This is a genomic window from Sulfurivirga sp. (genome assembly GCF_015490265.1).
Taxonomy (GTDB): domain Bacteria; phylum Pseudomonadota; class Gammaproteobacteria; order Thiomicrospirales; family Thiomicrospiraceae; genus Sulfurivirga.
In genome coordinates this window covers 1-25,103 of sequence record NZ_WFYD01000064.1, presented here as the reverse complement: position 1 = coordinate 25,103, position 25,103 = coordinate 1, and the positions used below count along the sequence as shown (strand labels likewise).

Annotated in this window: 26 protein-coding genes, 2 tRNA genes and 1 pseudogene; 20 read left to right on the top strand and 9 right to left on the bottom strand. The window is 64.0% G+C overall.

Features of this window, described 5'->3' with window-relative positions; all coding sequences use genetic code 11:
• Positions 1-3: 3 nt before the first annotated feature.
• A complete protein-coding gene (gene eno, locus F8K16_RS04755; RefSeq protein ID WP_294947667.1) occupies positions 4-1,290 on the top strand; it encodes a phosphopyruvate hydratase in 1,287 nt (428 codons plus the stop codon).
• Entirely contained in the window at positions 1,291-1,692 is a 402-nt protein-coding gene (locus F8K16_RS04750; protein ID WP_294947664.1) for a septum formation initiator family protein, read from the top strand.
• Positions 1,693-1,790: 98 nt separating this feature from the next.
• Here F8K16_RS04750 and F8K16_RS04745 read toward each other — a convergent pair whose 3' ends face one another.
• Positions 1,791-2,318: a Smr/MutS family protein gene (locus tag F8K16_RS04745; protein ID WP_294947661.1), complete on the bottom strand. Its 528-nt coding sequence runs from the start codon at positions 2,316-2,318 to the stop codon at positions 1,791-1,793.
• Positions 2,319-2,379: 61 nt separating this feature from the next.
• On the opposite strand from F8K16_RS04745, the gene surE reads away from it, so the two are divergent.
• From surE to F8K16_RS04725, 4 genes are read left to right on the top strand one after another with little or no spacing between them, the layout of a single operon-like run.
• A complete protein-coding gene (surE, locus tag F8K16_RS04740) occupies positions 2,380-3,129 on the top strand; it encodes a 5'/3'-nucleotidase SurE (protein WP_294947658.1) in 750 nt (249 codons plus the stop codon).
• A complete protein-coding gene (locus F8K16_RS04735) occupies positions 3,111-3,833 on the top strand; it encodes a protein-L-isoaspartate(D-aspartate) O-methyltransferase (RefSeq protein WP_294947656.1) in 723 nt (240 codons plus the stop codon). The genes surE and F8K16_RS04735 overlap by 19 nt, the downstream gene beginning before the upstream one ends.
• A complete protein-coding gene (locus F8K16_RS04730; RefSeq protein WP_294947653.1) occupies positions 3,830-4,414 on the top strand; it encodes a YqaA family protein in 585 nt (194 codons plus the stop codon). The genes F8K16_RS04735 and F8K16_RS04730 overlap by 4 nt, the downstream gene beginning before the upstream one ends.
• On the top strand, positions 4,357-5,016 hold the full coding sequence (locus F8K16_RS04725) for a peptidoglycan DD-metalloendopeptidase family protein (RefSeq protein WP_294947650.1): 660 nt from the start codon (positions 4,357-4,359) through the stop codon (positions 5,014-5,016). The genes F8K16_RS04730 and F8K16_RS04725 overlap by 58 nt, the downstream gene beginning before the upstream one ends.
• A 6-nt stretch (positions 5,017-5,022) precedes the next feature.
• Here the strand turns inward: F8K16_RS04725 and F8K16_RS04720 are convergent, their stop codons facing one another.
• On the bottom strand, positions 5,023-5,406 hold the full coding sequence (locus F8K16_RS04720; RefSeq protein WP_294947647.1) for an Mth938-like domain-containing protein: 384 nt from the start codon (positions 5,404-5,406) through the stop codon (positions 5,023-5,025).
• 97 nt (positions 5,407-5,503) lie between these two features.
• On the opposite strand from F8K16_RS04720, the gene alaC reads away from it, so the two are divergent.
• From alaC to F8K16_RS04700, 4 genes are all read left to right on the top strand, one after another.
• The gene (gene alaC, locus F8K16_RS04715; protein ID WP_294947645.1) at positions 5,504-6,715 is read left to right on the top strand and encodes an alanine transaminase; all 1,212 of its coding nucleotides are present in this window, start codon (positions 5,504-5,506) and stop codon (positions 6,713-6,715) included.
• Positions 6,702-8,000: a homoserine dehydrogenase gene (locus F8K16_RS04710; RefSeq protein WP_294947643.1), complete on the top strand. Its 1,299-nt coding sequence runs from the start codon at positions 6,702-6,704 to the stop codon at positions 7,998-8,000. The genes alaC and F8K16_RS04710 overlap by 14 nt, the downstream gene beginning before the upstream one ends.
• 13 nt (positions 8,001-8,013) lie before the next feature.
• Positions 8,014-9,093, top strand: coding sequence for a threonine synthase (gene thrC, locus F8K16_RS04705; protein ID WP_294947641.1), 1,080 nt, complete (start codon positions 8,014-8,016; stop codon positions 9,091-9,093).
• A gap of 79 nt (positions 9,094-9,172) precedes the next feature.
• Positions 9,173-10,123, top strand: coding sequence for a hypothetical protein (locus F8K16_RS04700; protein ID WP_294947638.1), 951 nt, complete (start codon positions 9,173-9,175; stop codon positions 10,121-10,123).
• Between the two features lie 6 nt (positions 10,124-10,129).
• Here F8K16_RS04700 and F8K16_RS04695 read toward each other — a convergent pair whose 3' ends face one another.
• Together F8K16_RS04695 and F8K16_RS04690 are read right to left on the bottom strand one after the other, a co-directional pair.
• The gene (locus F8K16_RS04695; RefSeq protein ID WP_294947635.1) at positions 10,130-11,899 is read right to left on the bottom strand and encodes a M61 family metallopeptidase; all 1,770 of its coding nucleotides are present in this window, start codon (positions 11,897-11,899) and stop codon (positions 10,130-10,132) included.
• Positions 11,899-12,894, bottom strand: coding sequence for an SLAC1 anion channel family protein (locus F8K16_RS04690; protein WP_294947632.1), 996 nt, complete (start codon positions 12,892-12,894; stop codon positions 11,899-11,901). Before F8K16_RS04690 ends, F8K16_RS04695 begins: the two co-directional genes overlap by 1 nt.
• A gap of 53 nt (positions 12,895-12,947) precedes the next feature.
• On the opposite strand from F8K16_RS04690, the gene F8K16_RS04685 reads away from it, so the two are divergent.
• From F8K16_RS04685 to F8K16_RS04645, 9 genes are all read left to right on the top strand, one after another.
• Complete coding sequence (locus F8K16_RS04685) at positions 12,948-13,931, top strand: hypothetical protein (protein WP_294947630.1); 984 nt, start codon at positions 12,948-12,950, stop codon at positions 13,929-13,931.
• Positions 13,928-15,340 (top strand): glutamate--tRNA ligase, encoded by a 1,413-nt coding sequence (gltX, locus tag F8K16_RS04680; RefSeq protein WP_294947627.1) that lies wholly within the window; start codon positions 13,928-13,930, stop codon positions 15,338-15,340. The genes F8K16_RS04685 and gltX overlap by 4 nt, the downstream gene beginning before the upstream one ends.
• Positions 15,341-15,404: 64 nt before the next feature.
• A tRNA-Ala gene (locus tag F8K16_RS04675) sits at positions 15,405-15,480 on the top strand.
• Positions 15,481-15,491: 11 nt separating this feature from the next.
• Positions 15,492-15,567, top strand: a tRNA-Glu gene (locus tag F8K16_RS04670).
• 28 nt (positions 15,568-15,595) lie between these two features.
• Positions 15,596-16,735 (top strand): tRNA dihydrouridine(20/20a) synthase DusA, encoded by a 1,140-nt coding sequence (gene dusA / locus F8K16_RS04665; RefSeq protein WP_294947624.1) that lies wholly within the window; start codon positions 15,596-15,598, stop codon positions 16,733-16,735.
• Positions 16,722-18,269: an exodeoxyribonuclease VII large subunit gene (gene xseA, locus F8K16_RS04660; protein ID WP_294947622.1), complete on the top strand. Its 1,548-nt coding sequence runs from the start codon at positions 16,722-16,724 to the stop codon at positions 18,267-18,269. Before dusA ends, xseA begins: the two co-directional genes overlap by 14 nt.
• Positions 18,262-18,504: an exodeoxyribonuclease VII small subunit gene (gene xseB, locus F8K16_RS04655; RefSeq protein WP_294947619.1), complete on the top strand. Its 243-nt coding sequence runs from the start codon at positions 18,262-18,264 to the stop codon at positions 18,502-18,504. Before xseA ends, xseB begins: the two co-directional genes overlap by 8 nt.
• 15 nt (positions 18,505-18,519) lie before the next feature.
• A complete protein-coding gene (gene arsC, locus F8K16_RS04650; protein ID WP_294947616.1) occupies positions 18,520-18,870 on the top strand; it encodes an arsenate reductase (glutaredoxin) in 351 nt (116 codons plus the stop codon).
• A 28-nt stretch (positions 18,871-18,898) separates the two neighbouring features.
• On the top strand, positions 18,899-20,104 hold the full coding sequence (locus F8K16_RS04645; RefSeq protein ID WP_294947614.1) for a hypothetical protein: 1,206 nt from the start codon (positions 18,899-18,901) through the stop codon (positions 20,102-20,104).
• 9 nt (positions 20,105-20,113) lie between these two features.
• On the opposite strand, the gene F8K16_RS04640 is transcribed toward F8K16_RS04645, so the two are convergent.
• On the bottom strand, positions 20,114-21,880 hold the full coding sequence (locus F8K16_RS04640) for a DHHA1 domain-containing protein (protein WP_294947611.1): 1,767 nt from the start codon (positions 21,878-21,880) through the stop codon (positions 20,114-20,116).
• Positions 21,881-21,914: 34 nt separating this feature from the next.
• Here F8K16_RS04640 and F8K16_RS04635 point away from each other — a divergent pair, with 34 nt between their 5' ends.
• Positions 21,915-22,499 (top strand): YqiA/YcfP family alpha/beta fold hydrolase, encoded by a 585-nt coding sequence (locus tag F8K16_RS04635; protein WP_294947609.1) that lies wholly within the window; start codon positions 21,915-21,917, stop codon positions 22,497-22,499.
• Here F8K16_RS04635 and F8K16_RS04630 read toward each other — a convergent pair.
• From F8K16_RS04630 to F8K16_RS04615, 4 genes and pseudogenes are all read right to left on the bottom strand, one after another.
• Positions 22,479-22,688, bottom strand: coding sequence for a hypothetical protein (locus tag F8K16_RS04630; protein WP_294947607.1), 210 nt, complete (start codon positions 22,686-22,688; stop codon positions 22,479-22,481). The genes F8K16_RS04635 and F8K16_RS04630 overlap by 21 nt on opposite strands.
• Positions 22,688-23,239: a hypothetical protein gene (locus F8K16_RS04625; protein WP_294947605.1), complete on the bottom strand. Its 552-nt coding sequence runs from the start codon at positions 23,237-23,239 to the stop codon at positions 22,688-22,690. The genes F8K16_RS04630 and F8K16_RS04625 overlap by 1 nt, the downstream gene beginning before the upstream one ends.
• Positions 23,236-24,792 (bottom strand): bifunctional aminoglycoside phosphotransferase/ATP-binding protein, encoded by a 1,557-nt coding sequence (locus tag F8K16_RS04620; RefSeq protein WP_294947602.1) that lies wholly within the window; start codon positions 24,790-24,792, stop codon positions 23,236-23,238. The genes F8K16_RS04625 and F8K16_RS04620 overlap by 4 nt, the downstream gene beginning before the upstream one ends.
• Positions 24,773-25,103: pseudogene (locus F8K16_RS04615) on the bottom strand (tRNA glutamyl-Q(34) synthetase GluQRS); the annotation flags it as partial. The gene F8K16_RS04620 and the pseudogene F8K16_RS04615, both read right to left, overlap by 20 nt.

Genomic DNA, 25,103 nt, shown 5'->3' with positions numbered 1-25,103 from the left:
AAGATGAGCAAGATCAAGGCAATCAAGGCAAGGCAGATCATCGACTCCCGCGGCAATCCCACGGTGGAGGCGGACGTCATTCTGGAATCCGGCCACATGGGCCGCGCGGCGGTGCCCTCCGGCGCCTCCACCGGCGCGCGCGAGGCCATCGAGCTGCGTGACGGCGACAAGGGCCGCTTTATGGGCAAGGGTGTAAGCAAGGCCGTTGCCAACGCCAATGGCGAGATTGCCGAGCGCCTGCGGGGCATGGATGCGCTGGATCAGGCCGCCGTGGACCGAGCCATGATTGAGCTGGATGGTACCGACAACAAGGGTCGCCTGGGCGCCAACGCCATTCTGGCCGTCTCCATGGCCACCGCCAAGGCGGCGGCAGCCTTCAAGGGACAGGCGCTGTTCGAATACCTCAGGACCGACACTTTCCGCATGCCAGTGCCGATGATGAACATCATCAATGGCGGTGAGCACGCGGACAACAGCGTGGATTTTCAGGAATTCATGATCATGCCGGTGGGAGCGCCCTCCATCGAGGAGGCGATCCGCTACGGTTCCGAGATCTTCCACACTCTCAAGAAGGTGCTGCATGACAAGGGCTATAACACCGCTGTGGGGGATGAAGGCGGTTTTGCGCCGGACCTCAAATCCAACGAGGAAGCCATTCAGGTAATCCTTGAGGCGGTGGAGAAGGCTGGCTACACCCCTGGCGAGCAGGTGATGATTGCCATCGATGCCGCATCTTCCGAACTGTGGGACAAGGACAGCGGCACCTATTATCTCGCCTCCGAGGACAAGCGCCTGACCAGCGCCGAGATGGTGGACTTCCTGTCCGACTGGGTCAATCGCTACCCGATCATCTCCATCGAAGACGGGCTGGCCGAGGACGACTGGGATGGCTGGAAGCTGCTCACAGAGGCGCTCGGCGGCAAGGTCCAGCTGGTGGGGGATGATCTGTTCGTCACCAACCCGGCCATTCTGAAGGAGGGCATCGACCGGGGCATCGCCAACTCCATTCTGATCAAGGTCAACCAGATCGGCACCCTGACAGAGACGCTGGAAGCCATCGACATGGCGAAGAAGGCCGGCTACACCGCGGTCGTCTCCCATCGTTCCGGCGAGACCGAGGATGTCACCATCGCCGACCTGGCGGTGGCCACCGGCGCCGGGCAGATCAAGACCGGCTCCATGAGCCGCACCGACCGGGTAGCCAAATACAACCAGCTGCTGCGCATCAGCGAACAGCTGGGCGATGCGGCCACCTATCCGGGCCGTGAGGCGTTCTACAACCTCAAGTAAATGACCGCCTTTCGACTGTCCGTCCTGATTCTGCTGATCCTGATCGTGCTGCTGCAGGTGCGATTGTGGTCGGCAGAAGGCGGACTGGTCGAGCTGCGCCATTTGCATGAGCAAGTGGCGCAACTCGAGCAGAAGGTCGAGCAGCAGCGGGCGGAAAACCGTCGTCTGCGGGAAAAGATTCACGCGCTCAAACGCTCTCCGGAAGCTGTCGAAGCGCTCGCAAGACGCGAGCTGGGCATGCTGCGTGCCGATGAGCACTTCATCAGGCTGATTGTCCTGCCTTCCTCCGCATCCGTTCGTGGCGCGGAAAACCCCGACCCGGCAAAAACGGGGGAGACCCCGTCATCCGACCCTGCCACCGGCCATGGTCCGGCTGAAGATCTGGCAGAAGGCCATGACTGACGGCATCTGTGTCACCTGACGCGGCCGTCCTCCAGCATGCGTGGTGGATGAGGCAGCGGCAAGGCTCCATGATGGCGGCACCCATGCGATGGATGGGCTCAGCGTGCCCTGAGCAGTACATAGGTGGCGCCGCCGCCACCATCCCTGGGGGTGGCGCGGTGGAAGGCGATTACGAAGGGAATGGCGGGCAGCAGGCGGGTCACCATCGTCTTGAGTACCGACCGGCCGCCTGCGGAGTTGTAGCCTTTGCCATGGATTACCAGCAGGTGGCGCAACCCCATGTCATGCGCTTGGGCAAGAAAGGTGCGCAGTGCCTGTTCGCCTTCCTCCAGCGTCATGCCATGCAGATCCAACCGGGCCTCGATGGGCCAGGCCCCCTTTTTGAGCCGTCTCAGATCCTGCGGCCGCAGGCCGGGCACATGCCAGCTGTCGGCGGTGTCGGCTTCATCCAGTCCCAGCGGTGTCTCCAGCGGGGCCGGTTCAGGCGGGCGTTTGATGGGACGTGGCCTGCGGTGGCGTGGAGGGGATGGCGCGACCTTTGCCGGCCGCTTGAGCGGGCGCACGTCCGCCATGGCCTGACGGAACAGGGCGAGATCGTCATCTTCCGGTGGGGCTTTGTCTGTCATGGCATGCCGGCCTTGTCATAGAATAGGCGCATCTTAATCACAGCCGGTGTCCAAAGACAACGTGAACATCCTTCTCTCCAATGACGATGGCTATCTTGCGCCGGGTATCCGCACGCTGGCGGCCGCCCTGAAGAAGTGGCAGGGGGCCCGCCAGGTGGTGGTCATGGCGCCTGACCGCAATCGCAGCGCTGCCAGCAATGCGCTGACCCTGAGCGAGCCGCTGCGGATCCATGAGGTGGAGCCGGGTGTTTTCAGCGTCAACGGCACACCCACCGACTGCGTGCATCTGGGCATCAACGGTGCCATCGACTTTCAGGCCGATATGGTCATCTCCGGCATCAATGCGGGCGCCAACATGGGTGATGACGTGCTCTATTCCGGCACGGTGGCGGCGGCCACCGAGGGGCGTTTTCTCGGTAAGCCATCTCTGGCCGTGTCGCTGGTGGGTGACACCCATTTCGACACGGCAGCACATTGGACGCTGCGCATTCTGCATGGGCTGGATAATCTGGCGCTGGAGGCCAGCACCATTCTCAACGTCAATGTGCCGGACAGGCCGCTTGAGGCGATCCGGGGCATTCGGGTGACCCGTCTGGGGCGTCGGCACAAATCGGAGCCGGTGGTATGTGACCGGGACCCGCGCGGACTGCCCATCTACTGGATCGGTCCCGCCGGTGGGGCGGCGGATGATGCCGAAGGCACCGACTTCCATGCCGTAGCGGCAGGGTATGTGTCCATCACGCCGCTGCAGATCGACCTGACCCACTACCGTCTGAAAGAGCGCATGGAGTCATGGGCGCAGACATTGTAGATCTGGACAGTATCGCGCCGGTGCAGTGGCCGACACCGGCGTTCGCCGCCCATCAGGGCGTGGGCTTCACCTCACAGCGGGCCCGTGACCGGCTGGTGCGCCAGCTGTGGGTGGAGGGCGTCCGCCATCCGAAGGTGCTGCAGGCGCTGCGGGTCACGCCGCGACATCTGTTTCTGGACAATGCGCTGGCAGGGCGGGCCTATGAGAATGTAGCGCTGCCCATCGGGCATGGCCAGACCATCTCCCAGCCCTACATCGTCGGTCTGATGAGCCAGTTTCTCGCCGAGGGCGAGCGGCCGTTGCGCCGGGTGCTGGAGGTAGGCACCGGTTCCGGTTATCAGACCGCCATTCTGGCGCAGCTGGCCGATGAGGTGTGGACGGTGGAGCGCATCGCGCCCTTGCAGCGGCGGGCGAGGGCGGTGCTGGATGCGTTGGGTCTGGACAACATCCACTACGCGGTCAGCGACGGCAGCTGGGGTTGGCCGGAGGCCGCCCCGTTCGATGCCATTCTCTCCGCCGCCAGCCCACCGCAGATTCCTCCTGCGCTGATCGAGCAGTTGGGGGGCGGAGGGCGCCTTGTCATGCCGGTGGGCACCGAAATGCAACGACTTGTGGGCATCGAGCGGCATGGTGACCGGCTGCGGCAGTATGATCTGGGTCCGGTGCGCTTCGTGCCCATGCTGCCCGGCGTGGAGGACGCATGAAACTGTTTACGCCTCTTTACGACAGGGCGCTCGCCTGGTCCCGTCATCCCCATGCGCCGCGCTACTTGGCGCTGCTGAGCTTCGCCGAGGCGTCATTCTTTCCCGTACCGCCGGATGTGATGCTCATGCCCATGGCGCTCAGCCAGCCGCAGAAAGCGCTGCGCCTTGCCCTGATCGCCACGGTCGCCTCGGCACTCGGCGGTCTGCTGGGCTATGCCATCGGCTACGGTCTGTGGGATGTGTTGCAGCCCTGGTTGCAGTCGCTGGGGTATGGCGAGCGGCTGGCGCAGGTGCAGCACTTCTTTGACGTCTATGGTGTATGGATCGTCTTTGCCGCCGGCTTTTCCCCCATTCCCTACAAGCTTTTCACCCTGACGGCGGGGGCCATGCACATGGCGTTGCTGCCCTTTTTCATCGCCTCCGTGGTAGGGCGGGGCGCCCGCTTCCTGCTGGTGGCGCTGCTGATGCGCTGGGGCGGTGAGCGCCATGCGGAAAGAATTCGAGCAAGCGTAGAGGGCCTTGGATGGGCGTTCGTCATACTGTTGCTGGGCTGGCTGTTCTGGCGCTGGCAGTCGGGCTGAGCGGTTGCGGTTCAACGCCGTCTTCCGGTTCCGGCTGGTCGGGTGGTGGTTGTGGCGACCGGGTGCGGGTGCGTCCGGGGGATTCGCTCAGCACCATCGCCCAGCGCTGTGGTGTGCCCTGGCGCACCATCGCGCGCATCAACGGCATCGACCCGCCCTACATGATCCGTGCCGGCAGCTGGCTGAAACTGAAAGGTCGCCCGGTGCAACATGCCTCCGGGCCGGCAAAGACCAGGGCGCGCCCCCTTGCCATGCGCGCACCCCTGTCAGGCACGCCGCGCCCGGTGGAAGGCGGTGTCTTCTATCCGGCCGATATCGGCACGGCCGTGCGCGTCGTGGCGCCCGGCAGGGTTGAGGCGGTGCGGTCGCTGCCCTTCTACGGGCGGGTGGTGCTGGTCAGTCACCGTGAAGGGTATGTGAGCGTATATGGGTATCTGCTTCAACCGCAGGTGAGGCCTGGACAACGCCTTGAGTCGGGCGCCGCTGTTGGTACAAGTGGCGTCAATCCGGAGACGGGCGAGCCGGGACTCTATTTCGAGCTGCGACACGGAAAGCGGGTGGTGCCGTTCAGCCGCTGGGGACGCTGGCAGCGGAACCGGTAGATACCGTCAGTCGGCTTTGCCGTCCATGATGACCGCCAGCACAACAGGACGGTCTTCGGTGGTGAGCACGTTCCAGGTGCGGCAGGCCGCGTCATTGCGCATGGTCTCGATGCCGACGCCACGGCCGAGCACGAACGCCTGCAGGGCGGGCGGCAGAAAATGCTGCTCCGTGCCGGTACCCAGCAGAATCAGCTCCGGATCCAGCGCCAGAAGCGCCTCCAGGTGCGTTTCTGTCAGCTGATCAAAATGCTGGATGTCCCACTGCGGCTGCAGGTGCCGATGCGTCATGTAGAAGCTGCCGGCCAGCGGCTGGTCATTGACCCAGATGGTGTCGTCCTCGATGCGTCTGACAACATTTATGGACGGGTCCTTGTGCTCGGTGAACTTCATCGGCTACCTCCTTTCTGTGCGGGATTTTCGCTGAATTCAGGCCCGTTTTCGAGTATTATTCGCCTTTTTGGTACAAGCCTCCAGGGAAGCACCTTCAGTGGAAGAGTTTCAGCGCATCAAACGCCTGCCGCCCTACGTTTTCAACATCGTAGGTGAGCTGAAACAGGCCGCTCGCCGCCGTGGCGAGGACATCATCGATTTCGGCATGGGCAACCCCGATCAGGATACGCCGAAGCATATCGTGGACAAGCTGGTGGAAGTGGCCCAGCGCTCCGGCGTCTACCGCTATTCCGTCTCCCAGGGCATTCCCCGTCTGCGTCAGGCCATCTGCAACTGGTATGCGCGCAACTTCGACGTGGAGCTGGATCCGGAAACCGAGGCGGTGGTCACCATCGGCTCCAAGGAGGGGCTGGCCCATCTGGCGCTGGCCATCGTCGATCAGGGCGATACGGTGCTGGTGCCCAACCCTGCCTATCCGATTCACCCCTACGGGTTTGTCATTGCAGGCGCCGATATCCGTCACGTGCCCATCACGCCCGATGTGGACTTCTTCGCCGAGCTGGAAAAGGCCATCCGTGATTCCTGGCCCAAGCCCAAGGCGCTGCTGCTCAACTTCCCCAGCAACCCGACCACGGATACGGTGGATCTGGACTTCTTCGAGAAGGTGGTGGCCATCGCCAGAGAGCACGGTATCTGGGTGATTCACGATCTGGCCTACGCCGATATCGTCTTCGACGGCTACAAGGCGCCGTCCATTCTCCAGGTGCCGGGCGCCAAGGACATTGCGGTGGAGTTCTACACCCTGTCCAAGAGCTACAACATGCCCGGCTGGCGTGTCGGCTTCATGGTGGGCAATCCTACGCTGGTGCATGCGCTCAAGCGCATGAAGTCCTATCTGGACTATGGCATGTTCACCCCGATTCAGGTGGCCGCCATTACCGCACTGGAAGGGCCGCAGGAATGCGTGGCTGAAATCCGTGACATGTACCGCCATCGCCGGGACGTGCTGTGCAACGGGCTCAACGGCATCGGCTGGGAGGTCACCCCGCCGAAGGCGACCATGTTCGTGTGGGCGCCCATTCCGGAACCCTACCGCGAGATGGGCTCGCTGGAGTTCTCCAAGAAGCTGCTCAAGGATGCCAAGGTGGCCGTCTCGCCCGGCATCGGCTTCGGCGATTACGGGGACACCCATGTGCGCTTCAGTCTGATCGAGAATGAACACCGCACCCGTCAGGCCATCCGTGGCATTCGTGACATGTTCCGCCGGGACGGCGTCTTGCAGACAGGAGGTGAAAGTGACAACCATTAAGCTGGGACTGCTGGGGCTGGGCACGGTCGGTGGCGGCACGCTCCGTATTCTGCAGGACAATGCCGAAGTGCTGCGCCAGCGGGTCAACGCCCGCTTCGAGGTGACGCGCATCGCCGTGCGTGACCTGAACAAGCCTCGTACCGTGGACACTGGCGGCATTGCGCTGACTGACAATCCGCACAGCGTGGTCGAGGCCGACGATGTGGACGTGGTGGTGGAGCTGATGGGCGGCACCGGTCTGGCCCGCGAGCTGGTGCTCAGGGCGATTGAGAACGGCAAGCATGTGGTCACCGCCAACAAGGCGCTGCTGGCGGAGCATGGTGACGAGGTGTTTTCCGCAGCCGCCCGACAGGGCGTGCAGGTGGCCTACGAGGCGGCTGTGGCCGGCGGCATTCCCATCATCAAGGCGCTGCGGGAAGGGCTGAGCGCCAACCGCATCGACTGGGTGGCCGGTATCATCAACGGCACCGGCAACTATATCCTCACCGAAATGAAGCAGCCAGGCGCGGATTTCGCCGCCGTGCTGCGCCGGGCGCAGGAGCTGGGCTATGCCGAGGCCGACCCCACCTTCGACGTGGAGGGTATCGACGCGGCCCACAAGCTGACCATTCTCGCCGCGCTGGCCTTCGGCATGCCGCTGCGTTTTGACCGGGTGCATACCGAGGGTATCAGCCGCATCACGGCTGACGACATGCGCTTCGCCGACATGCTCGGCTATGAGATCAAGCATCTGGGTATTGCCCGCCGGACGGATGCCGGCGTCTCCCTGCGGGTGCATCCCACGCTGATTCCCAAGGATGTTCTGCTGGCCAGTGTTTCCGGTGTCATGAACGCGGTCATGACCCATGGTGATCAGGTGGGGCCGACACTCTACTACGGCCCCGGTGCCGGGGCCGGTCCCACCGCCAGTGCCGTGGTGGCCGATCTGGTTGACGTGGCCCGCGGCATGACCTGTGGCGAGACGGTGCCCGCGCTGGGCTTCCGGGAGATGGCCGACCTGCCGGTGCTGGACATGGAGCAGGTGGAGTGCGCCTGCTATCTGCGCTTTCTGGCCAAGGATGCCCCGGGCGTGCTGGCCCGCTTCTCCTCCGCGCTGGCGGAAGAGGGCATCAGCATCGAGCATATGCATCAGGAGCCCTGTGAGGACGGCAGCGGTGACGCGCTGGTGGTGCTGATCACCGACGTGGTGACTGAGGCGGCCATGAACCGGGCCATCCGCCGTCTGGAAGCGCTGGAGGCCATTGACGGCAGCGTGCAGCGCATCCGCATCGAGACACTGAACTGAAGAGGACACGACCATGCCTTTCCGTCCCCGTTACACCGGTCTGATCGAAAAGTACCGCGACCGCCTGCCCGTTCACGACGACACCCGCATCATCAGTCTGGGTGAGGGCAACACCCCGCTGATCCGCCTGAACCACATTCCGCGCCAGCTGGGGGTCGAGGTGGACATGTATGTCAAGTATGAAGGGCTCAACCCCACCGGCTCCTTCAAGGACCGGGGCATGACCATGGCGGTCACCAAGGCAGTGGAAGAAGGCGCGCGGGCGATCATCTGCGCCTCTACGGGCAATACCTCTGCGGCAGCGGCGGCCTATGCCGCCCGTGCCGGCATCCGTGCCTTCGTGCTCATTCCCGATGGCAAGATCGCCATGGGCAAGCTGGCGCAGGCGCTGATGCACGGCGCGGTGGTCATCCAGATCAAGGGCAACTTTGATGACGGCATGCGTCTGGTCAAGGAAGTGGCCGACCACGCTCCCGTGACCATCGTCAACTCCATCAACCCGCACCGTCTGCAGGGTCAGAAGACAGCCGCCTTCGAGATCATCGAGGAGCTGGGCCGTGCCCCCGACTTCCACTGTCTGCCGGTGGGCAATGCGGGCAATATCACCGCCCACTGGATGGGCTACGACGAATACTACCGCGACGGCATCGTAGGCACCCGTCCGAAGATGGTGGGTTATCAGGCTGCCGGCTCTGCGCCTTTCGTCAAGGGCGAGATGGTGGACAACCCGGAAACGGTCGCCACTGCCATCCGTATCGGTCACCCGCAGAGCTGGGATCTGGCCTGGAAGCTGCAGGAGGCTTCCGGCGGCTGGTTCGATGCCTGTTCCGACGAGGAGATTCTGGCGGCGCAGAAACTGCTGGCGCAGGCGGAAGGCGTCTTCTGCGAGCCTGCGTCCGCCACCTCCGTTGCCGGCGCGCTGCGGGACATCAAGAAGGGCCGCATTCCGGCCGGCAGCACCGTCGTATGCACCCTGACCGGCCATGGCCTGAAGGACCCGGACACCGCCATTGCCCAGAGTGCCGACACCAAGGTGGTGACCGTGGAGGCGGAAATGAACGCCGTGCGCGACGCCATCCTCAGCAACATGTGATGACACGCCTGTTGCGATATCGTGACACGACACGGATGGGCGGCAACGCCCATCCGTGTTTTCGTATGGAGGTTTCATCATGCCCGCGGTAACGCTCCATGCCCCGGTGGAGGCGGATACGGCCCGGGTGCTGATTGAGAGGCCTGCGGTGGCGACGCTGCTTCGCTTTGCCGATGTCTATCCGGCCCGGGAGGCGGATCTGTTGCAGCGGCAGGCTCACTGGCTGCACCAGCCCACTCCCTTGGCGGTCGCTCCGCTGACAGCTGCCATGGATCTGGGAGAGGGCTTCGACCCGGACGCCTTCTGGCTGCGGCTGGATCCGGTGCATCTGGTGCCGGATCGGGACACGCTGGTGCTGTTTACCGCCGAGGAGGCGGGCATCGAACCGACCGAAGCACGGGCGCTGGTCGATGCTTTCAACGCTCACTTTGCCGTGGAAGGCGTGCAGTTGCAGCATGGGGCGGCTGACCGCTGGTATCTGAGTCTGCCCCAGCCGGTGGATATCGAAACCGTTCCGCTGCATGCCGCACGCCATGCCAATCTTCACCACGTGCAGCCCCGTGGGCACAGCGTTTCCCAGTGGAACCGGCTGATCAACGAGGCGCAGATGCTGTTCTTTCAGCACCCGGTCAATGAACGGCGGCGGGAGGCGGGGCTGCCGGAGATCAACGGCCTGTGGCTGTGGGGTGAGGGAGGCTGGCCTGATGGCCTGTGCCCCCGTCCGGAACTGACCGTGGTCAGCCACGATCCCTTCGTTCAAGCCGTGGCTCGGGCGATCGAGGCCGAAATCCGGCCGCTGGAAGCCCTGCCGGCACAGCTGCCCGAGGCGCTCTACGTGGACCTGTCCGATGTTGATCCCGGGCAATGGGTAGAGGCATGGCTGGCACCCGCCATCCAGCGGGTGCGCGGCGGGGAGATCGATTCGCTGCTGGTGGATCTGGGTGGAGCGCAGGCGTGGCACCTGACGCCGGCGGCCATGAAAAAGTTCTGGCGCCGCTGGCGTCGGCCCCGGCTGCCCGAGCCAACCTGAGCCCTGTCAGGGCCAGGGCAGGCGATCCTGATCCATGGCCGTCAGCACCACCCGATCTGCGGGCGGTTCGTCCAGTGTGACCAGGGTATTGTGCAGCCGGTCGCCCCGGAAATAGCTCACCTCCAGACTGTCGCCGGGGCGGTAGCCCTGTAGCAGCTTCTCCAGTTCCTCGACGCCGCGCACCTCCTGCCAGTCCAGCGCGATCAGTTCGTCCCCGGCGGCCAGCCCCCCATGATAGGCGGGGCGGTCGTTCCACACGTGGGTCAGGCGCACCCGGTTGTGGGGTGTGGTCTGCGCCTGTACGCCCAGATTGGGCGGGAAACGGGTCTGCTCCGTCCTGCCGCCCGTATCCTTCATGCCGGTGGCGGGGCGCAGACGGAACTCGATGCCGAAATAGGGGAACAGCTCCTCCAGCGGCACATCTTCCGTGCCGTAGAGCACGCGCTGGAAGTAGTCGCTCAAGTCATGGCCGGCGATCTCACTGGCCAGCACCTCGATGGTGTCGTCCTCAATGCCCACGCCTGCTTTGCCATAGAGACGCCACAGTTGCCGCATCAGGTCGTCCAGTGACTTCTCACCCCGGGTATGCCGGCGGATGAGCAGATCCAGCCCCAGCACGATGGCCGCGCCCTTGGTGTAGTAGCTGATGATGGCATTGGGCGCGTTTTCGTCCTGCTGGTAGAACTTGGTCCAGGTCAGCAGGCTGGATTCGGCCACCGACTGGCGGAAACGTCCCGGCATGCGCCAGACGCGCGTCAGCTGGCGGGCGAGAATGTCCAGATACTCATCCCGCTCAATCAGGCCGGCCCGGTAGAGGAACAGGGCGTCGTAGTAGGACGTGGCGCCCTCGAACCACCACAGCAGGTGGGTGTAGACCGGACGGGTCAGGTCGCAGCGCTCAAAGCAGGCGGGCCGGATGCGCTTGACGTTCCAGGCGTGGAAATACTCGTGGCTGCACAGTTCGAGAAAGTCCAGATAGGGCCTGTCGGCCTTTTCCAGTGTGGGCGAGGGCAGCATGTCGCGGCTGCAGATGAGCGCGGTGGAGTCCGGATGCTCAAGACCGCCGTAGCCATCCCGGGTGACGGTGACCAGAAACAGATATTCGTCAAAGGGCGCCTCGCCGAACAGATCGATCTGCGCCTGACAGATGGGCTGCAGATCCCGGGCGACGCGCTCCAGATCGACGCGGCCACCGCCCTGAATGGCCATGCGGTGAGGCACGCCGCCGGCCTCGAACTCGAGCCACTGGAGGTTGCCCATCTCCACCGGGTGCTCGATCAGCTGATCGTAATGATCGGCACGGTAGCCGCCAAAGCCGTTTTCGTCCACGGCCACCCGCGGCAGGGTGGTGGCCACTTCCCACTGGCGGGTCAGCACATAGGGGGTCGGGTGCAGCACCACCTCGATGGCGCGGTCGCGCTGGCCTTCCGGCAGCAGAAACACGCTGGTGCCGTTGAAGAAACAGTGCTCCGTGTCGAAATGCGCGCCCCGCACCGACAGGTCGTTGGCATAGACCTGATAGTACACCTCCAGCGGTCCGTCGCACGGTGCGCACTGCCAGCTGTCCTTGTCCACCGGCCAGATGGCCACTGGCTCACCGTTGCACTGGGCGCCGATGTCCACCACATGGCGGGCGAAGTCGCGGATCAGATAGCTGCCAGGAATCCATGCCGGCATGGTGAGACGCTGCCCCTCCCGAGCGGGCGCCGGCACGGTCAGGCGCACCTCGATGATGTGTCCCGCCGGGTCGGCGGGGATGAGGTCGTAGCGCAGCATCAGGCGTCACCCTGCTGCTGCGGAGCGGGCTGGGGCGGCGGCACGCACAGCTTTTTCTGCACCGCCAGCCACAGGGTCTTGGCGGTCAGGTGCAGCACCAGCACGGTCACCAGTGACAGGAAGAAGGCGCCTGCGTAGGCGAAGAAGACCTCACCGGTCTGAGCGAACATGACGAAGCTTGCGTTGGCGATGGCGGCCACCGGGAAGGTGTAGGCCCACCAGCTGACGGCAAACGGAATGCGGATGAAGCGGGGCGCCTGCACCAGAAGCAGCAGGGCGATGAACAGGGCCACGTGGTAGAAGATGCGCGCCAGTCCGTCCACACCGCCGTTGAGGTGTACGTAGGAGAGGAAGGCCATGGCCGGCGGGGCGATCATGATGAACAGGGTGGGCATGAGCACCTTGTCCACCGGCGGGTGGAAGAACAGGCGGTAGAAGATGACCGCCTGCAGAATGAGCCAGAAGACCACACCGATGCTGAAGAAGAACCAGCCGGTTTCCAGTCCGGCGTATTCAGGTGCGGCCATGGGGACGATCACATTACCCACCACGGGAATGAACCAGGCCGGATTGAGGTGTTCGATCTGCCATTTTTCGTGGTGAATCCACAGGTTCATGATCACCAGTGTCAGCCCAAGCTGCATGACGGTGCCAATGGCCCAGAACCAGAAGCCGACTTCCGGCGCCACGTGAAGATAGCCGCAGCCCAGCAGGATCAGGCTGATGCTGATGGTGGGGAAGAAGTTGATGGCCACAGGGTGGTTGAACTCCTTCATCATCGCCTGCGGGTAGCGCAGCGTCTTGAGGCCGTAGACCAGCGCCAGCAGGGCGAACAGCGCCGTGGAGAGCCCCAGCAGGGTGACGAACAGCCCGTGGGGAAAGGCGAACAGTTGCCAGGCGAGGAAAAAGGCAAGCGTGACCCCCATCCAGCCCATGATGCTGCCGAACAGGTTGACGGGAAAGAAGGCCAGTCGACCCGGTTGTGACTGTGTCATGAGGTGTTTTCTCCCAATCTGGTGATGCCAAAGTGCTAACATTTTAGTCGTTCATGAAGACAGAAACGCCGACAGTCCTCTTTTTTCCCAGCATCACCTACTTTGCCATGCCCATGGCGCTGCTGGCCATGGCGGTCAATCTGCGCCATCTGGCGGCCCTGGCCGGTTGGGACGGTGCGCTGTTTCAGCCCGTGATGGCCTATGGTCTGCTGGCGCTGCTGCTGCTGTCCGTGTTCTATTTTCAGCACCTGGCCGGGCGGGGCAGGGAGACGCTCGTCCGGGAATGGTGCCATCCGTTTCAGCTGTCGTTCTTTCCCCTGATGAGCATCAGCTGGTTCTTCACCGCCTATTTCGCTGCGGTGGACCTGCCTCAGTATCCCTGGCTGGGGCGGGGACTGTTCTGGGGTGTGCTGGTCTGGCACGGGCTGCTCAACCTGTTTCTCATCAACCGCTGGCTGTTCGATCATCAGCTGACACTGGATCACCTGCGGCCCACCTGGTTCATTCTGCTTTCCGGTGACTTCATCGCGGTGTTGACCGGGCGGGAAATCCTCGGCCATGAGGCGGCGTGGATGTGGCTGTTTTTCTCGGCCGCGCTGTTCATGTGGTTCATGTTCGCCACACTGCTGCTCTACCGGCTGATATTCGTCACCCCCATTGAGGAGCAGTATCGGCCCAGCCTGTTCATCTTTCTGGCGCCGCCCAGTCTGGCCAGTGTGGCCGCCCATGAACTGTTCGCCACGCCCTGGCATCTGAGCGTGTGGGGGCCCTATGCCTTCGCCAGTTTCATGCTGGGGGTGTGGATCATTTCCGGACGGCGCTTTCTGCGCAATGGCATCAGCATGACCAGCTGGTCCTACATCTTTCCGCTCGCTGCCTACGGGCTGGCCAACCAGTATCTGTACGAAAGCACCCATCAGCCGCTGTTTCTCTGGGTGGCGCTGGCCGTACTGGGCGGCATGGTATTATTAGCCGGTTTGATTACCGGCTGGCTGATGCGCGTGGCCATTGAGAACATAAGGAGCAAGTTCGCATGATCAAAACCCGTTTCGCCCCCAGCCCCACGGGGTATCTGCACATCGGCGGTGTGCGCACGGCGCTGTTTTCCTGGCTGTATGCCCGCCGCAACGGCGGCAGATTCGTGCTGCGCATTGAAGACACCGACCGAGCGCGTTCCACGGAGGAATCCGTCAACGCCATTCTGGAAGGCATGAGCTGGCTCGGGCTGGACTATGACGAAGGTCCCTTTTACCAGACCCACCGGCTGGCCCGCTATCAGGAGGTGATCCAGCAACTGCTCGACAGCGGCCACGCCTATTACTGCTACGCCACCAAGGAGGAGCTGGACCAGCTGCGCGAGGAGCAGAAGGCCCGTGGCGAGAAGCCACGCTATGATGGCCGCTACCGGGACTTCACCGGCACACCGCCGGAAGGGGTGGATCCGGTGGTGCGCTTCAAGAATCCGCTGGATGGGGAAGTAGTCATCGATGATCTGGTCAAGGGGCGTGTGGTCATTCAGAACAGCGAGCTGGACGATCTGATCATCGCCCGTTCCGATGGCATGCCCACCTACAACCTGACCGTGGTGGTGGACGACTGGGACATGGGTATCACCCATGTGATCCGGGGTGATGACCACCTCAACAACACACCGCGGCAGATCAACATTCTCAAGGCGCTGGGTGCGCCCATTCCCAAATACGCCCATATTCCCATGGTGCTGGGCGAGGACGGCAGCCGCCTGTCCAAGCGGCATGGGGCGGTCAGCGTGCTGCAGTACAAGGAGCAGGGCTATCTGCCGGAGGCGCTGCTCAACTATCTGGTACGGCTCGGCTGGTCCCATGGTGATCAGGAAATCTTCACCCTCGATGAGATGATCGAGCTGTTCTCGCTGGAGGCGGTCAACAACGCCCCGTCCACCTTCAACCCGGAGAAGTGCCTGTGGGTCAACCAGCAGCACATCCAGCGCAGCAGCGGCGCGCACCTGGCCCGTCATCTGGCGCCCTTCATGGAGCAGCGCGGCTGTGATCTGACTCAGGGGCCGGAGCTGGCCGAGGTGGCCGAGCTGCTCAAGGAGCGCAGCCGCACCCTGGTGGAAATGGCCGATCAGGCGGTCTATTTCTACCGCGACTTCGACCAGTTCGATGAAGCCGCCGCCAAGAAGCACCTGCGTCCGGTGGCCGAGGCGCCACTGCGGCACCTGCGGGAGAAGCTCGCCGCACTTGAGAGCTGGACGATCGAGGCCATTCATGAAGCCATTCAGGCCACCGCCGCCGAACTGGAAGTGGGCATGGGTAAGGTGGGCATGCCCCTGCGTGTGGCCATCACCGGGCAGGGGCAGTCGCCCTCCATTGATGCGGTAGCGGCCCTGCTGGGACGGGAAAAGGTTCTGGCCCGTCTTGATAAGGCGCTGGCCTTCATCGAAGCACGCAAGGCGGCGTCATAAAAATTTCACACAGGGGGTTGCAATCCCCGCGGCGTGGTATAAAATACGCGCCGTCTTCCACGGTGGGGCCGTAGCTCAGCTGGGAGAGCGCTACAATGGCATTGTAGAGGTCACCGGTTCGATCCCGGTCGGCTCCACCAACTTCCAGAGCGTCCCGTTCGTCTAGAGGCCTAGGACACCGCCCTTTCACGGCGGTAACAGGGGTTCGACTCCCCTACGGGACGCCACCTTCCTTCCCCGCTTATAATTCCCCGCATGACTTCTCAACCGAACAATCCGTCCGGTCGTTTTTCCGTCGCCCCCATGCTCGACTGGACCGACCGCCACTGCCGCTACTTTCATCGCCGCATGAGCCGTCATGCCGTGCTCTATACGGAAATGGTGACCACCGGCGCCATTCTCTATGGCAGGGATCCGGAGCGCTTTCTCGGCCATGCCGGGGACGAGCCAGTCATTCTGCAGCTGGGCGGCGGTGACCCGGATGCGCTGGCCCGTTGCGCCGAACTGGGGCAGCAGTGGGGGTATGCGGCCATCAACCTCAATGTGGGCTGCCCGTCGGACCGGGTGCAGAACAACATGATCGGCGCCTGCCTGATGGCCCATCCCGCGCTGGTGGCCGAGGGCGTGCGCGCCATGAAGCGGGCCGTGGACATTCCCGTCACCGTCAAGACCCGCATCGGTATTGACGATATGGACAGCTTCGAGCAGTTCGAGGCCTTCTGCGCCGCGCAGATCAACGCCGGCGTGGACGAACTGGTCATTCACGCCCGCAAGGCCTGGCTGCAGGGGCTCAGCCCGAAGGAGAACCGGGAGATTCCGCCGCTGAAATACGACTGGGTGCACGCCCTCAAGCAGAAATACCCGCAGACCCCCATTATTCTCAATGGCGGGCTGACCGATCTGGGCGCGGCGGCGCGGCATCTGGCAAAAATGGGGGAGACCCCGTCCGAGAGCGGAAAAATGGCCGAAAATCGGCAGGAATCGGCGTTTTTTGGGGTGGCCGACGGGCGCCCGGAAGCGCATCCTGTAAAAATGGGGGAGACCCCGTTGGACGGAGTCATGCTGGGGCGCGCCGTGTATGAGAACCCGTGGCTGCTGGCGGATGTGGATCCACTGTTTTACGATCAACCCGCGCCGGTTCGTGACCGTTTTCAGGTGGTCGAGCAGATGCTGCCCTACATCCAGGCTCATCTTGATGCCGGCGGACGGCTGAACCATGTCACCCGCCACATGCTGGGGCTGTTCAAGGGACAGCCGGGCGGGCGCAGGTGGCGACAGCACCTGAGTCAGCATGCCCATCGTCCCGATGCCGGTGTGGTAGTGGTCGAGGCGGCGCTGGACATGGTGCGTGAGGCCCATGCGGCCAGGGAGGCGCGAGACCGTGCAGTATCTTGAAGTTCCATTCCGGGAGAAGGATCAGGCCAAGGCGTTGGGCGCCCGCTGGGACGCGGTGCGCAGAAAGTGGTTCGTGCCCGACCAGCTGGCGCATGATCTGACGCCGTTTCAGCGCTGGCTGCCGCAGCAGGTTGACCTGCCTGTGGCGGAAGACGATGCGAACGACACCGCCATGAGCCTCTCCCAGCTGCTGGCGCATGTGGGGCAGGCTGTACAGGCCGCCCTGCCGCAGGCGGTGTGGGTGCGGGCGGAGATTGCCGAGCTGAGTCAACGGCGCGGGCACGTCTATCTTGATCTGGTGGAGACCGCCGAAGACGGCACGGAAATCGCCCGCAGCCGTGCGCTCATCTGGAAAAGTCAGGCCAAGGTGTTGCTGGAAAAGTTCGAGCAGGCCACAGGCTCCACGCTGGCGGTGGGCCAGAAGGTGCTGCTCGGCGTGCGTGCCCGCTTTCACGAGCGTTTCGGTTTTTCGCTGGAAATCGACGACATCGACCCCAGCTACACGCTGGGCGACATGCAGGCGCAGCTGCGCAGGTTGCGTGAACAATTGCAGAAGCAGGGTCTGTATGACCGCAACCGCCAGCTGCCCGCACCGACGGAGTTCGTGCGTGTGGCCGTCATCGCACCGCCACAGGCGGCCGGCCTGGGGGATTTCCGCCGCGATGCGGAGCAGCTGGAAGCGCACGGGCTGTGCACCTTTACCTATTTCCATGCCGCCTTTCAGGGGGAGGCGGTGGAAAGCGAGTTCATGGCCGCTTTTGATGCGGTGGAAGCCCTGCACCGGCAGCGGCCTTTCGACGCCCTGGTCATCATCCGGGGGGGTGGCGCACAGCTGGATCTGCACCAGCTCAACCGCCTGGCCATCGCCGAGCGGATCGCGCGGGCGCCGCTGCCGGTGCTGACGGGCATCGGCCATGAGCGGGACAGCACGCTGCTGGACGAGGTGGCCTGCCAGCGCTTCGATACCCCCAGCAAGGTCATCGCGCATATCCGGGACACCATCGTGCACAACGCCCGGCAGGCCCAAGAGGACTGGCAGCGGCTGCGTCATCTGGCCAGCCTGCGGGTGCGTCAGGCAGATGAGGCACTGGATCGGGTGGCCCGGTACATCCGCCATCAGGCCCGTCACAGCCTGACGGTGCAGCGGCATCTTCTGGACAGCCTGCGCACTCAGGCCATGGATGGTGGACGCCGGCAGCTGGCGGAGCAGCGTCACGCCCTGCAGCGTAGCTGGACGCAGGTGGCGCAGATGGCCCGCGCGCCCTTGCGCCTGTCCCGACAGGCGCTCGCACACCACTGGCAGCAGGTGCGCGTAAATGCCCTGCGGCTGCCTGTGCGAGCACGGGAACAGGTGCAGCAGTGGATGCGGTTCATTCTCGCCGCCGGGCCCGAGCGTCAGCTCCAGCGTGGTTTCGCGCTGGTGCGGGACGTGCAGGGGAACGTGGTGGCGACGGCGCAACAGGCCCGTGAACACAAGGCGCTCACGGTAGAATTTCATGATGGCAAGGTAAAGGTTCGAGCAACTGATGAGTGACAGTCAGAAGTACCGGGAAAACTACGAAAAACTGCGCGCCATCGCCGAGCGACTGGCCGGTGACGAGGCGGTGGACATCGACGAACTGGTGCCGCTGGTGGATGAGGCCTCGGCCGCCTACAAGGTGTGCCGGGCGCGCATCGAAGCGGTGGAGAAGGCGCTGGCCGAGCGGCTCGGCACGCTGGAGGAGCCGGGCGAGAGCCCGCGCGGTGGTGACGACACGCTGCCTTTCTGACAGGAGGATGCGGATATGAGCAAGGCCATCATCTGGCACAATCCGCGCTGTTCCAAGAGCCGGGGCGCGCTCAAACTGCTGCGGGAACGCGGCATCGAGGTGGAGGAACGCCGCTATCTGGATGATCCACCCACGCCGGAAGAGCTGGATGCGGCACTGAAACAGCTGGCGCTTGCACCGGAGCAGATCGTGCGCACCGGTGAGGCGCTCTACAGGGAACTGGGCCTGAAGGACAGACCGCTGAGCCGGGATGAATGGTTGCAGGTGCTGTCGGAAAACCCGCGCCTGATCGAACGGCCCATCGTCTTCTACAACGGTCGTGCGGTCATCGGACGCCCGCCGGAGCGTGTGCTGGAACTGCTGTGATACCGTGCAGGCCTGCGGGTTTTTGGGGATGAAGGCACATTCCGCAGCTCATCTCGGACGATTTGCCGCAGAAGGCGGGCCGATAAGGGCGGCCGTCCGTCAGCTCGGACGCCTGCTGCCGCTTGTTGTGCTGCTGCCTGCGCTGGCGTGGAGTGGGGACTTCATCGCCACGCTGGACAGGCTTCCACCGGACTGGCACGGAGAGCGTTTCCAGCTGCGCACCGACTGGCCGCGGCAGAAGCCGGACAGTCCCCGGCCGTGGGAGGCCATCGACGTGCGCCGTCATCCGCACGCCTATGTGCAGGCCCTGAAGGACTATGTCTATGCCGGCATGGCGGAAGTCGATTTCGTGCCGCGCAAGAACCGCATCCATGCCTGGTATCACATGCCGTGGCATCACCTGGGGCGTCGGGCCCGGGAGGCGGTTCACGGCCTGTCCCGTCAGCGTGATGTCAAATCCTTCGAGCTGGGCCCTACGCAGAGTGAACCTCAGCAGAAGTGGGAGCTCACCTTCTTCAACGACATGATGGCCTGGCAGCAGGGCAGAATCTGGCAGGATGGTCGACCGCATCTGGAGCATGCCGAGTTGCCGCCCGGTTCTCTGGTGGTCAAATATGTCTTCGTCACCGGAGACGATGCTCAGCTGCCCATGCTCAGGGGCGCGCCCACCTGGCAGGCGCACATCAACTGCACCATACGACGGGATGACAGGCGCTGCATCCGTCCCGTGCGTCTGGTCCAGATGGACATCGCCGTGCGCGACGAGCAGGTGAAGGACACCACCAGCTGGGTCATGACCACCCTTGTCTATGACAGGGATGCGCCGGGCAGAACCGGTTGGGACCGCATGGTGCCGCTGGGCGTACAGTGGGGCAATGATCCGGGCATCACGCCCGAAGATGTCGCCCGGGGCGCCAAACTGAAGGAGACCGTCATCTTCGCCGATGCGCCGAAATACGCACTGGAGCGGCTGGGCTGGGCCGGGCGTCTCAATGGGCCGACCGATCTCAAGGGGTCTGCCTGTCTCAGCTGCCACAGCACCGCCAGCTGGCCCGATCCGCCTCGCTTCACACCACCGAAGGGAGCGGATGACGCCACCCGGCTCAGATGGTTCCGCAACCTGAAGCCGGACGAGCCTTTCCTGCCCGGGCGCGTCTCATTGGACTACTCGCTCCATCTGGAAAACGCGCTCAAGAACTTCTACCACGCTAATCCTTCCGACGGGGACGACTGAGCGCACCTGTCACGATTCCGCGCCGGCCCATTCAATGCGCAGCTGAAACTGCTGACGGCCGGCAAACTGGCTCAGGGTGGGGGCGTAGCAGGCACGGATGCGCTGTCCGGGCAGCAGTCGCGGGGTTTCTCCATGATCACCCTGGCCGTTGAAATAGATGGCCCTGTAGTCTCCGCCGCCCGGCAGACGCAGGGTCAGGCTCAGGTGGCTGCGGTCCGTGCCCACCACGCGGCTGTCGATCACTTCGAACACATTATCGAACCGTGGTTGCGGCCAGCCCTGACCGTAGGGGGCCAGAAAACCGATCTCCTGCAGCAGTCCCGGATGCAGCTGCTGTGGCGCCAGCTCGCCGTCGCTGTAGAGCATCCGCCGTGGCGGGCGGTCGCCCAGCTGCAACGCCACCGCTTCTTCCAGCAGCCGGGCGAAGTGCTCGGCTCGGTCGCTGGGGATCATGCAGCCGGCCGCTCCGGCATGTCCGCCCATGGACAGGAACAGATCCGGCGCCTGCGCCGCCATCCAGGTGAAGGCGGCATTGAGGTCCAGTCCAGCCGCGATGCCTCGACCGCTGCCGGCCAGTGTGCCATCCTCAAGATCGGTGAACGCCACCGTCGGACGGCTGAACTGCTCACCGATGCGCTGGGCCACGATGCCCTGAATGCCAGGCGTGCCCCGCAGCACCAGCGTAAGCGTGCGCTTGCCTTTGGCGACCTGGGCGCGGGCCTGCCGGTGCGCCTGTTCCATCAATGTCTGCTGCTGGGCCTTGCGGTAGCGGTTGTCCTTCTCCAGCGACCGCAGGGCCTCCAGGGCGGCCTGCGGCGTCTCAGCGGAGAGAAATTCCAGCGCCAGACGCACGTCATTGACCCGGCTGGCGGCATTGATGCGGGTGGCCACCTCGAAGGCGAGGAAGCTTTCATCCAGCCAGCCCCGTGAGCGGGTGAAACGCTGCACCGCCTGCCAGACGGGATGATCCAGCTGGTTGATCAGCCGCAGACCCGCTCGCACCACCGCCCGGTTGTTGGGGCTCTTGAGGCTGACAGAATCGGCGATGGTGCCCAGCGCCACCTTGCCCAGCAACGGCTTGAGAGTGGGGGCGTCCTGCGGCAGATGGCCGCGGTGGATCAGCTCCCGTCGGGCCTGACTGGCCACGAGGAAGGCCACCATGCAGCCGGCCACGGCGGTGTCGTAGTCGCAGTCCTCGCGTTGAGGGTTGACCACGCAGTCGGCGGAAGGCGGCGGTCCCTCCGCGCTCAGCTGATGGTGGTCCGTGACGCAGATTCGGATGCCCGCTTCCTTGAGACGCCGGATACGTGGCTCATCGCAGCCGCCCTGATCGGCGGTGATGACAAGACCGATGGGTGCGCGCGCGTGCTGGGCAAGAATCTGATCCACCTGGGTGTCATTGAGACCGTAGCCGTTGGCGCGGGCGTTGAGAAATACATGGGTTTTAGCGTCCGGATGGCCAAAGTGCTTCACCAGCGCCTCCCGAAGCACCCAGGCGGCGGTGACCCCATCGGCGTCATAGTCGGTGGCCAGAGCGATGTGTTCGCCCGCCATGACGGCATCGGCGATCAGGCGGGCAGCGCAGTCGGCGTCACGCAGCTGATCCGGCGACTGCAGGTGACGCAGGCGTGGGTCGAGAATGGCGTCCACAGGATCATCCGGTGACAGCCTTGCGGCGGCGATGCGCGCCTGCAGCGGCGTCATGCCGCGGTCCCGGCAGTGGGCCTCAATGTCAGGGTGGGGCGTGCGTCGGCAGATCTCGGGCTCGGGTATCATAGGGCGCGTATTCTACATGCAGGAGCCTTCATCAATGGCCAAACCGCTCATGCTTTACGTGCACGGCTTCATGAGCAGCGGCAGCACCCTCAAGGGACAGGCCCTCAGGCGTCGCTACGGGGAACGGTTCGAAGTGCGCACACCCACCTATGCCCAGCAGGATCCTCATCGTAGCGTGCAGGCGCTCATGGAACAGATGGCAGGCCATGAACGAGGGGTGATCGTCGGCTCTTCACTGGGTGGTTTCTACGCCCGCTGGCTTGGCGCACAGCAGGGTTGGCCGGTGGTGCTGATCAACCCGGCGCTGGATCTGCGCTGCATTGATGATTTCAGCGATGGCGAGCATGTGAATCCCTACACGGGCGAAAGGGTGGGGGTGGATGCGCGCTGGCGCGAGGCGCTGGCCGCCTACCGATGTGAGCCGAAGCCGCCGGCGCTGCTGCTGCTGTGTCACGACGATGCGGTGGTCAGGCCTCAGTGCGCGCTGGAGCAGTATGGCGGCATCGGGGAAATTCTCCTGCTGCCGCAGGGCGGACACGCCTGCTGGCCGCTGGAGGCGGCCTGGGCGACGCTGGACGGTTTTATCGAGCGGCAGTGCTCAGGCGAGAATGTCCAGTAGCCGACCGATGTTCTCGTTCCAGTGGCGGAAGACGGCCAGACTGACCTGTGCCGCCGTTTCCGCCTCGTGCAGTTGCAGCAACGGCCGGGTGTAGCCTTCCGGATTGTTCGGCGTCATCCGCGCCGCGGCGTGATCCAGCCGTTGAAAGGCGTCATTCAGTCCGGTCACGACACTGTCTGCCACCCGCATCAGTTTTGCTCCTCGTAAACGTAGTTGAACGTTTTGAGCCGATAGAGCACGTAGACGGGCTGTGTCGGGTCGCCATCCAGTCGATCGACACGCACCTGCATGGTGTCGTCTTCCCACTCATAGCTGCGGTAGCGCTGATTGGCGAACTGGCGCAGGGTCACCGACTTCGGCTCGCCCAGTTGTTCGGCCAGCCGGCGGGCGATCTCGTCCGTTGTCAGGGGCGTGGGGCGGTTGTGTACCAGAACGGCCTTGTGCGGCTGCCAGCGATAGCGCGCCTCGGCCCACTGGAAACGCCCGTTGGGATCATAGTGGAATTCCAGCCGGTAAAGCTCCCGGTTCCGTGACCACGGGAAGAAAATGTCCACATTGATCTGCCGAGCGCTGGCCTCCGGCTCCATGAAGCCGCCCATGCGCCAGAAGTGGGTGCGCACCTGGTTGGTGTTGATGGCGCGGAGCTTCAGCCCCAGCAGGGTGACGTCCTTGACCGGGACGGCCGCCATGGCGGGCAGCGTGGACAGAAGCAGTATGACGGTCAGAAGATGGCGTCTCATGCCTTTTGTATCGGCAGCCCCAGCACCTTCTTGACCGCCTGCCAGTCAATCGGTTCACCTGCCGGTTGGATGTATGCCGGTTCATCCTCATCCGGCCACTCCACATGCCGAAGCTGCTGGCGCATCACCTCCACACTGGCATCGGAAGGGTCCGCACCCGCCTGATTCCGTCGGGTGATGCGGTGCGCATGGTCGGTCTCATCTCCCTGAATGCTGAAGACCAGTGTGGGGATGTCATCATGCCGCCTCATCACCGCCTCTCGGTGCCAGCGTTTGAGGTAGGTGGCGTCGAGAATGACCGGCCAGCCGTGCTGGAGAAGCTCGCCCGCCAGCCGACGCAGCCGGTCATAGGTGCGCCGGCTCATCTCGCCCCCATAGAGCCAGCCGGCCTCTTCAGGGGTGGGACGCTGGTGCGGCGCCATGCCGGCCAGTCGCTTGCGCTCCCGGTCGGAGCTGATGATGATGGCGCCCAGCCGTGCGCCCAGCCGCTGCGCGTAATGGCTCTTGCCGCTTCCGGACACCCCCTGCATGACGATGAGAAAGGGTGTTCTGCCCGCCGCGTACCGTTCGGCCAGGGCGACATAACGCTCCACCTCCGCCAGTGTCCGCGTCCGCTCTTCTCCCTGCAGCTGGCCGGCGCGCAGTGTGGTGATCTTGGCGCGCACCATGGCGCGGTAGGCGGCATAGAAGGGCAGAAGCGGCAGGCTCTCATAATCGCCGGTGTGGAACAGCCACTGCTGGAGCAGGCGGTGGGAATGCGTTTCGAGACCGCGCGCATCCAGATCCATCAGCAGGAAGGCCAGATCGGAGATGGGGTCGATCCAGCGGAACTGTTCATTGAACTCGATGCCGTCAAAGGGAATGGCCTCCCCGTCGATCAGGGCGATGTTGTCCAGATGGAGGTCGCCATGACAGGCGCGGATCATGCCGGTGTAGCGGCGTCTGGCCAGACGGCCCCGCAGGCGGGAGAGGGTGCGGCGGGTCCAGTTCTCCAGTTTTTCCAGCCGTTCCTGCCAGTGGGAAAAGGTCTCCCGCAGCACGGGAAAGTTGTCCAGCATGGGTTCGACCACCTTTTCCGGCCAGCCCCAGGGCGAGCCTTCCTCGACCGGCTCCGCCTGCTGGTGGAAGGTGGCGAGACGTTCGGCCAGGGCGTCCATGACGGCTTGCTCTGGCAGCTGGCCATTTTCGATGCGGCGGCTGAGCACCTGCGCCGGGTCGAACTGGCGCATTCTGATCACGCATTCGGTGTCATCTGAAGCCGACATGGCCGGCAGCGGATGCAGGCCGCCCGCGTCCAGTCCCACCACACCTTCGTAGAGGTCCGGGGCGAAACGGCGGTTGAGACCCACCTCCTGATGACAGAAGTGGCAACGCGCCCGCGCGTTGGTGAAGTCAAGAAAGCCGAAGTCCACCGGCTTTTTGATCTTGTAGGCGTACTGGCCGGTCAGCCACACGGTGGAGATGTGGGTCTCGATCTTGCGAATGGGCAGTTCGACCGGATGGGGATAGGTGTCCGGTCGCTGCATCAGCTGTTCAATCTGTTCCGGCGTCATGGCGTTGCTGCGGGCGAGCGGGGATGGAGGCCCGATTATAGTGCTGATGCGCCCACGACCAAAGTTCAGGCAGGGAGGCGCTCCTGAGTTCTGCGGGGGGGCGCTGTCCCAGAAAGTTCAGCGCCTGCCACAGCAGCGTGCTGCCATCACGGGCATCAATGGGTGTTGCTCTGGCCCGTTTTGACAGCTTGATGCCTTCCTCGTTCACCGCGACGGGATGATGGCCGTACCGGGGCGGCTCCGCTTTCAACAGATGCATGACCATTCGCTGGCCGAAAGTGGCGGTGAGCAGATCGGCACCGCGGATGACG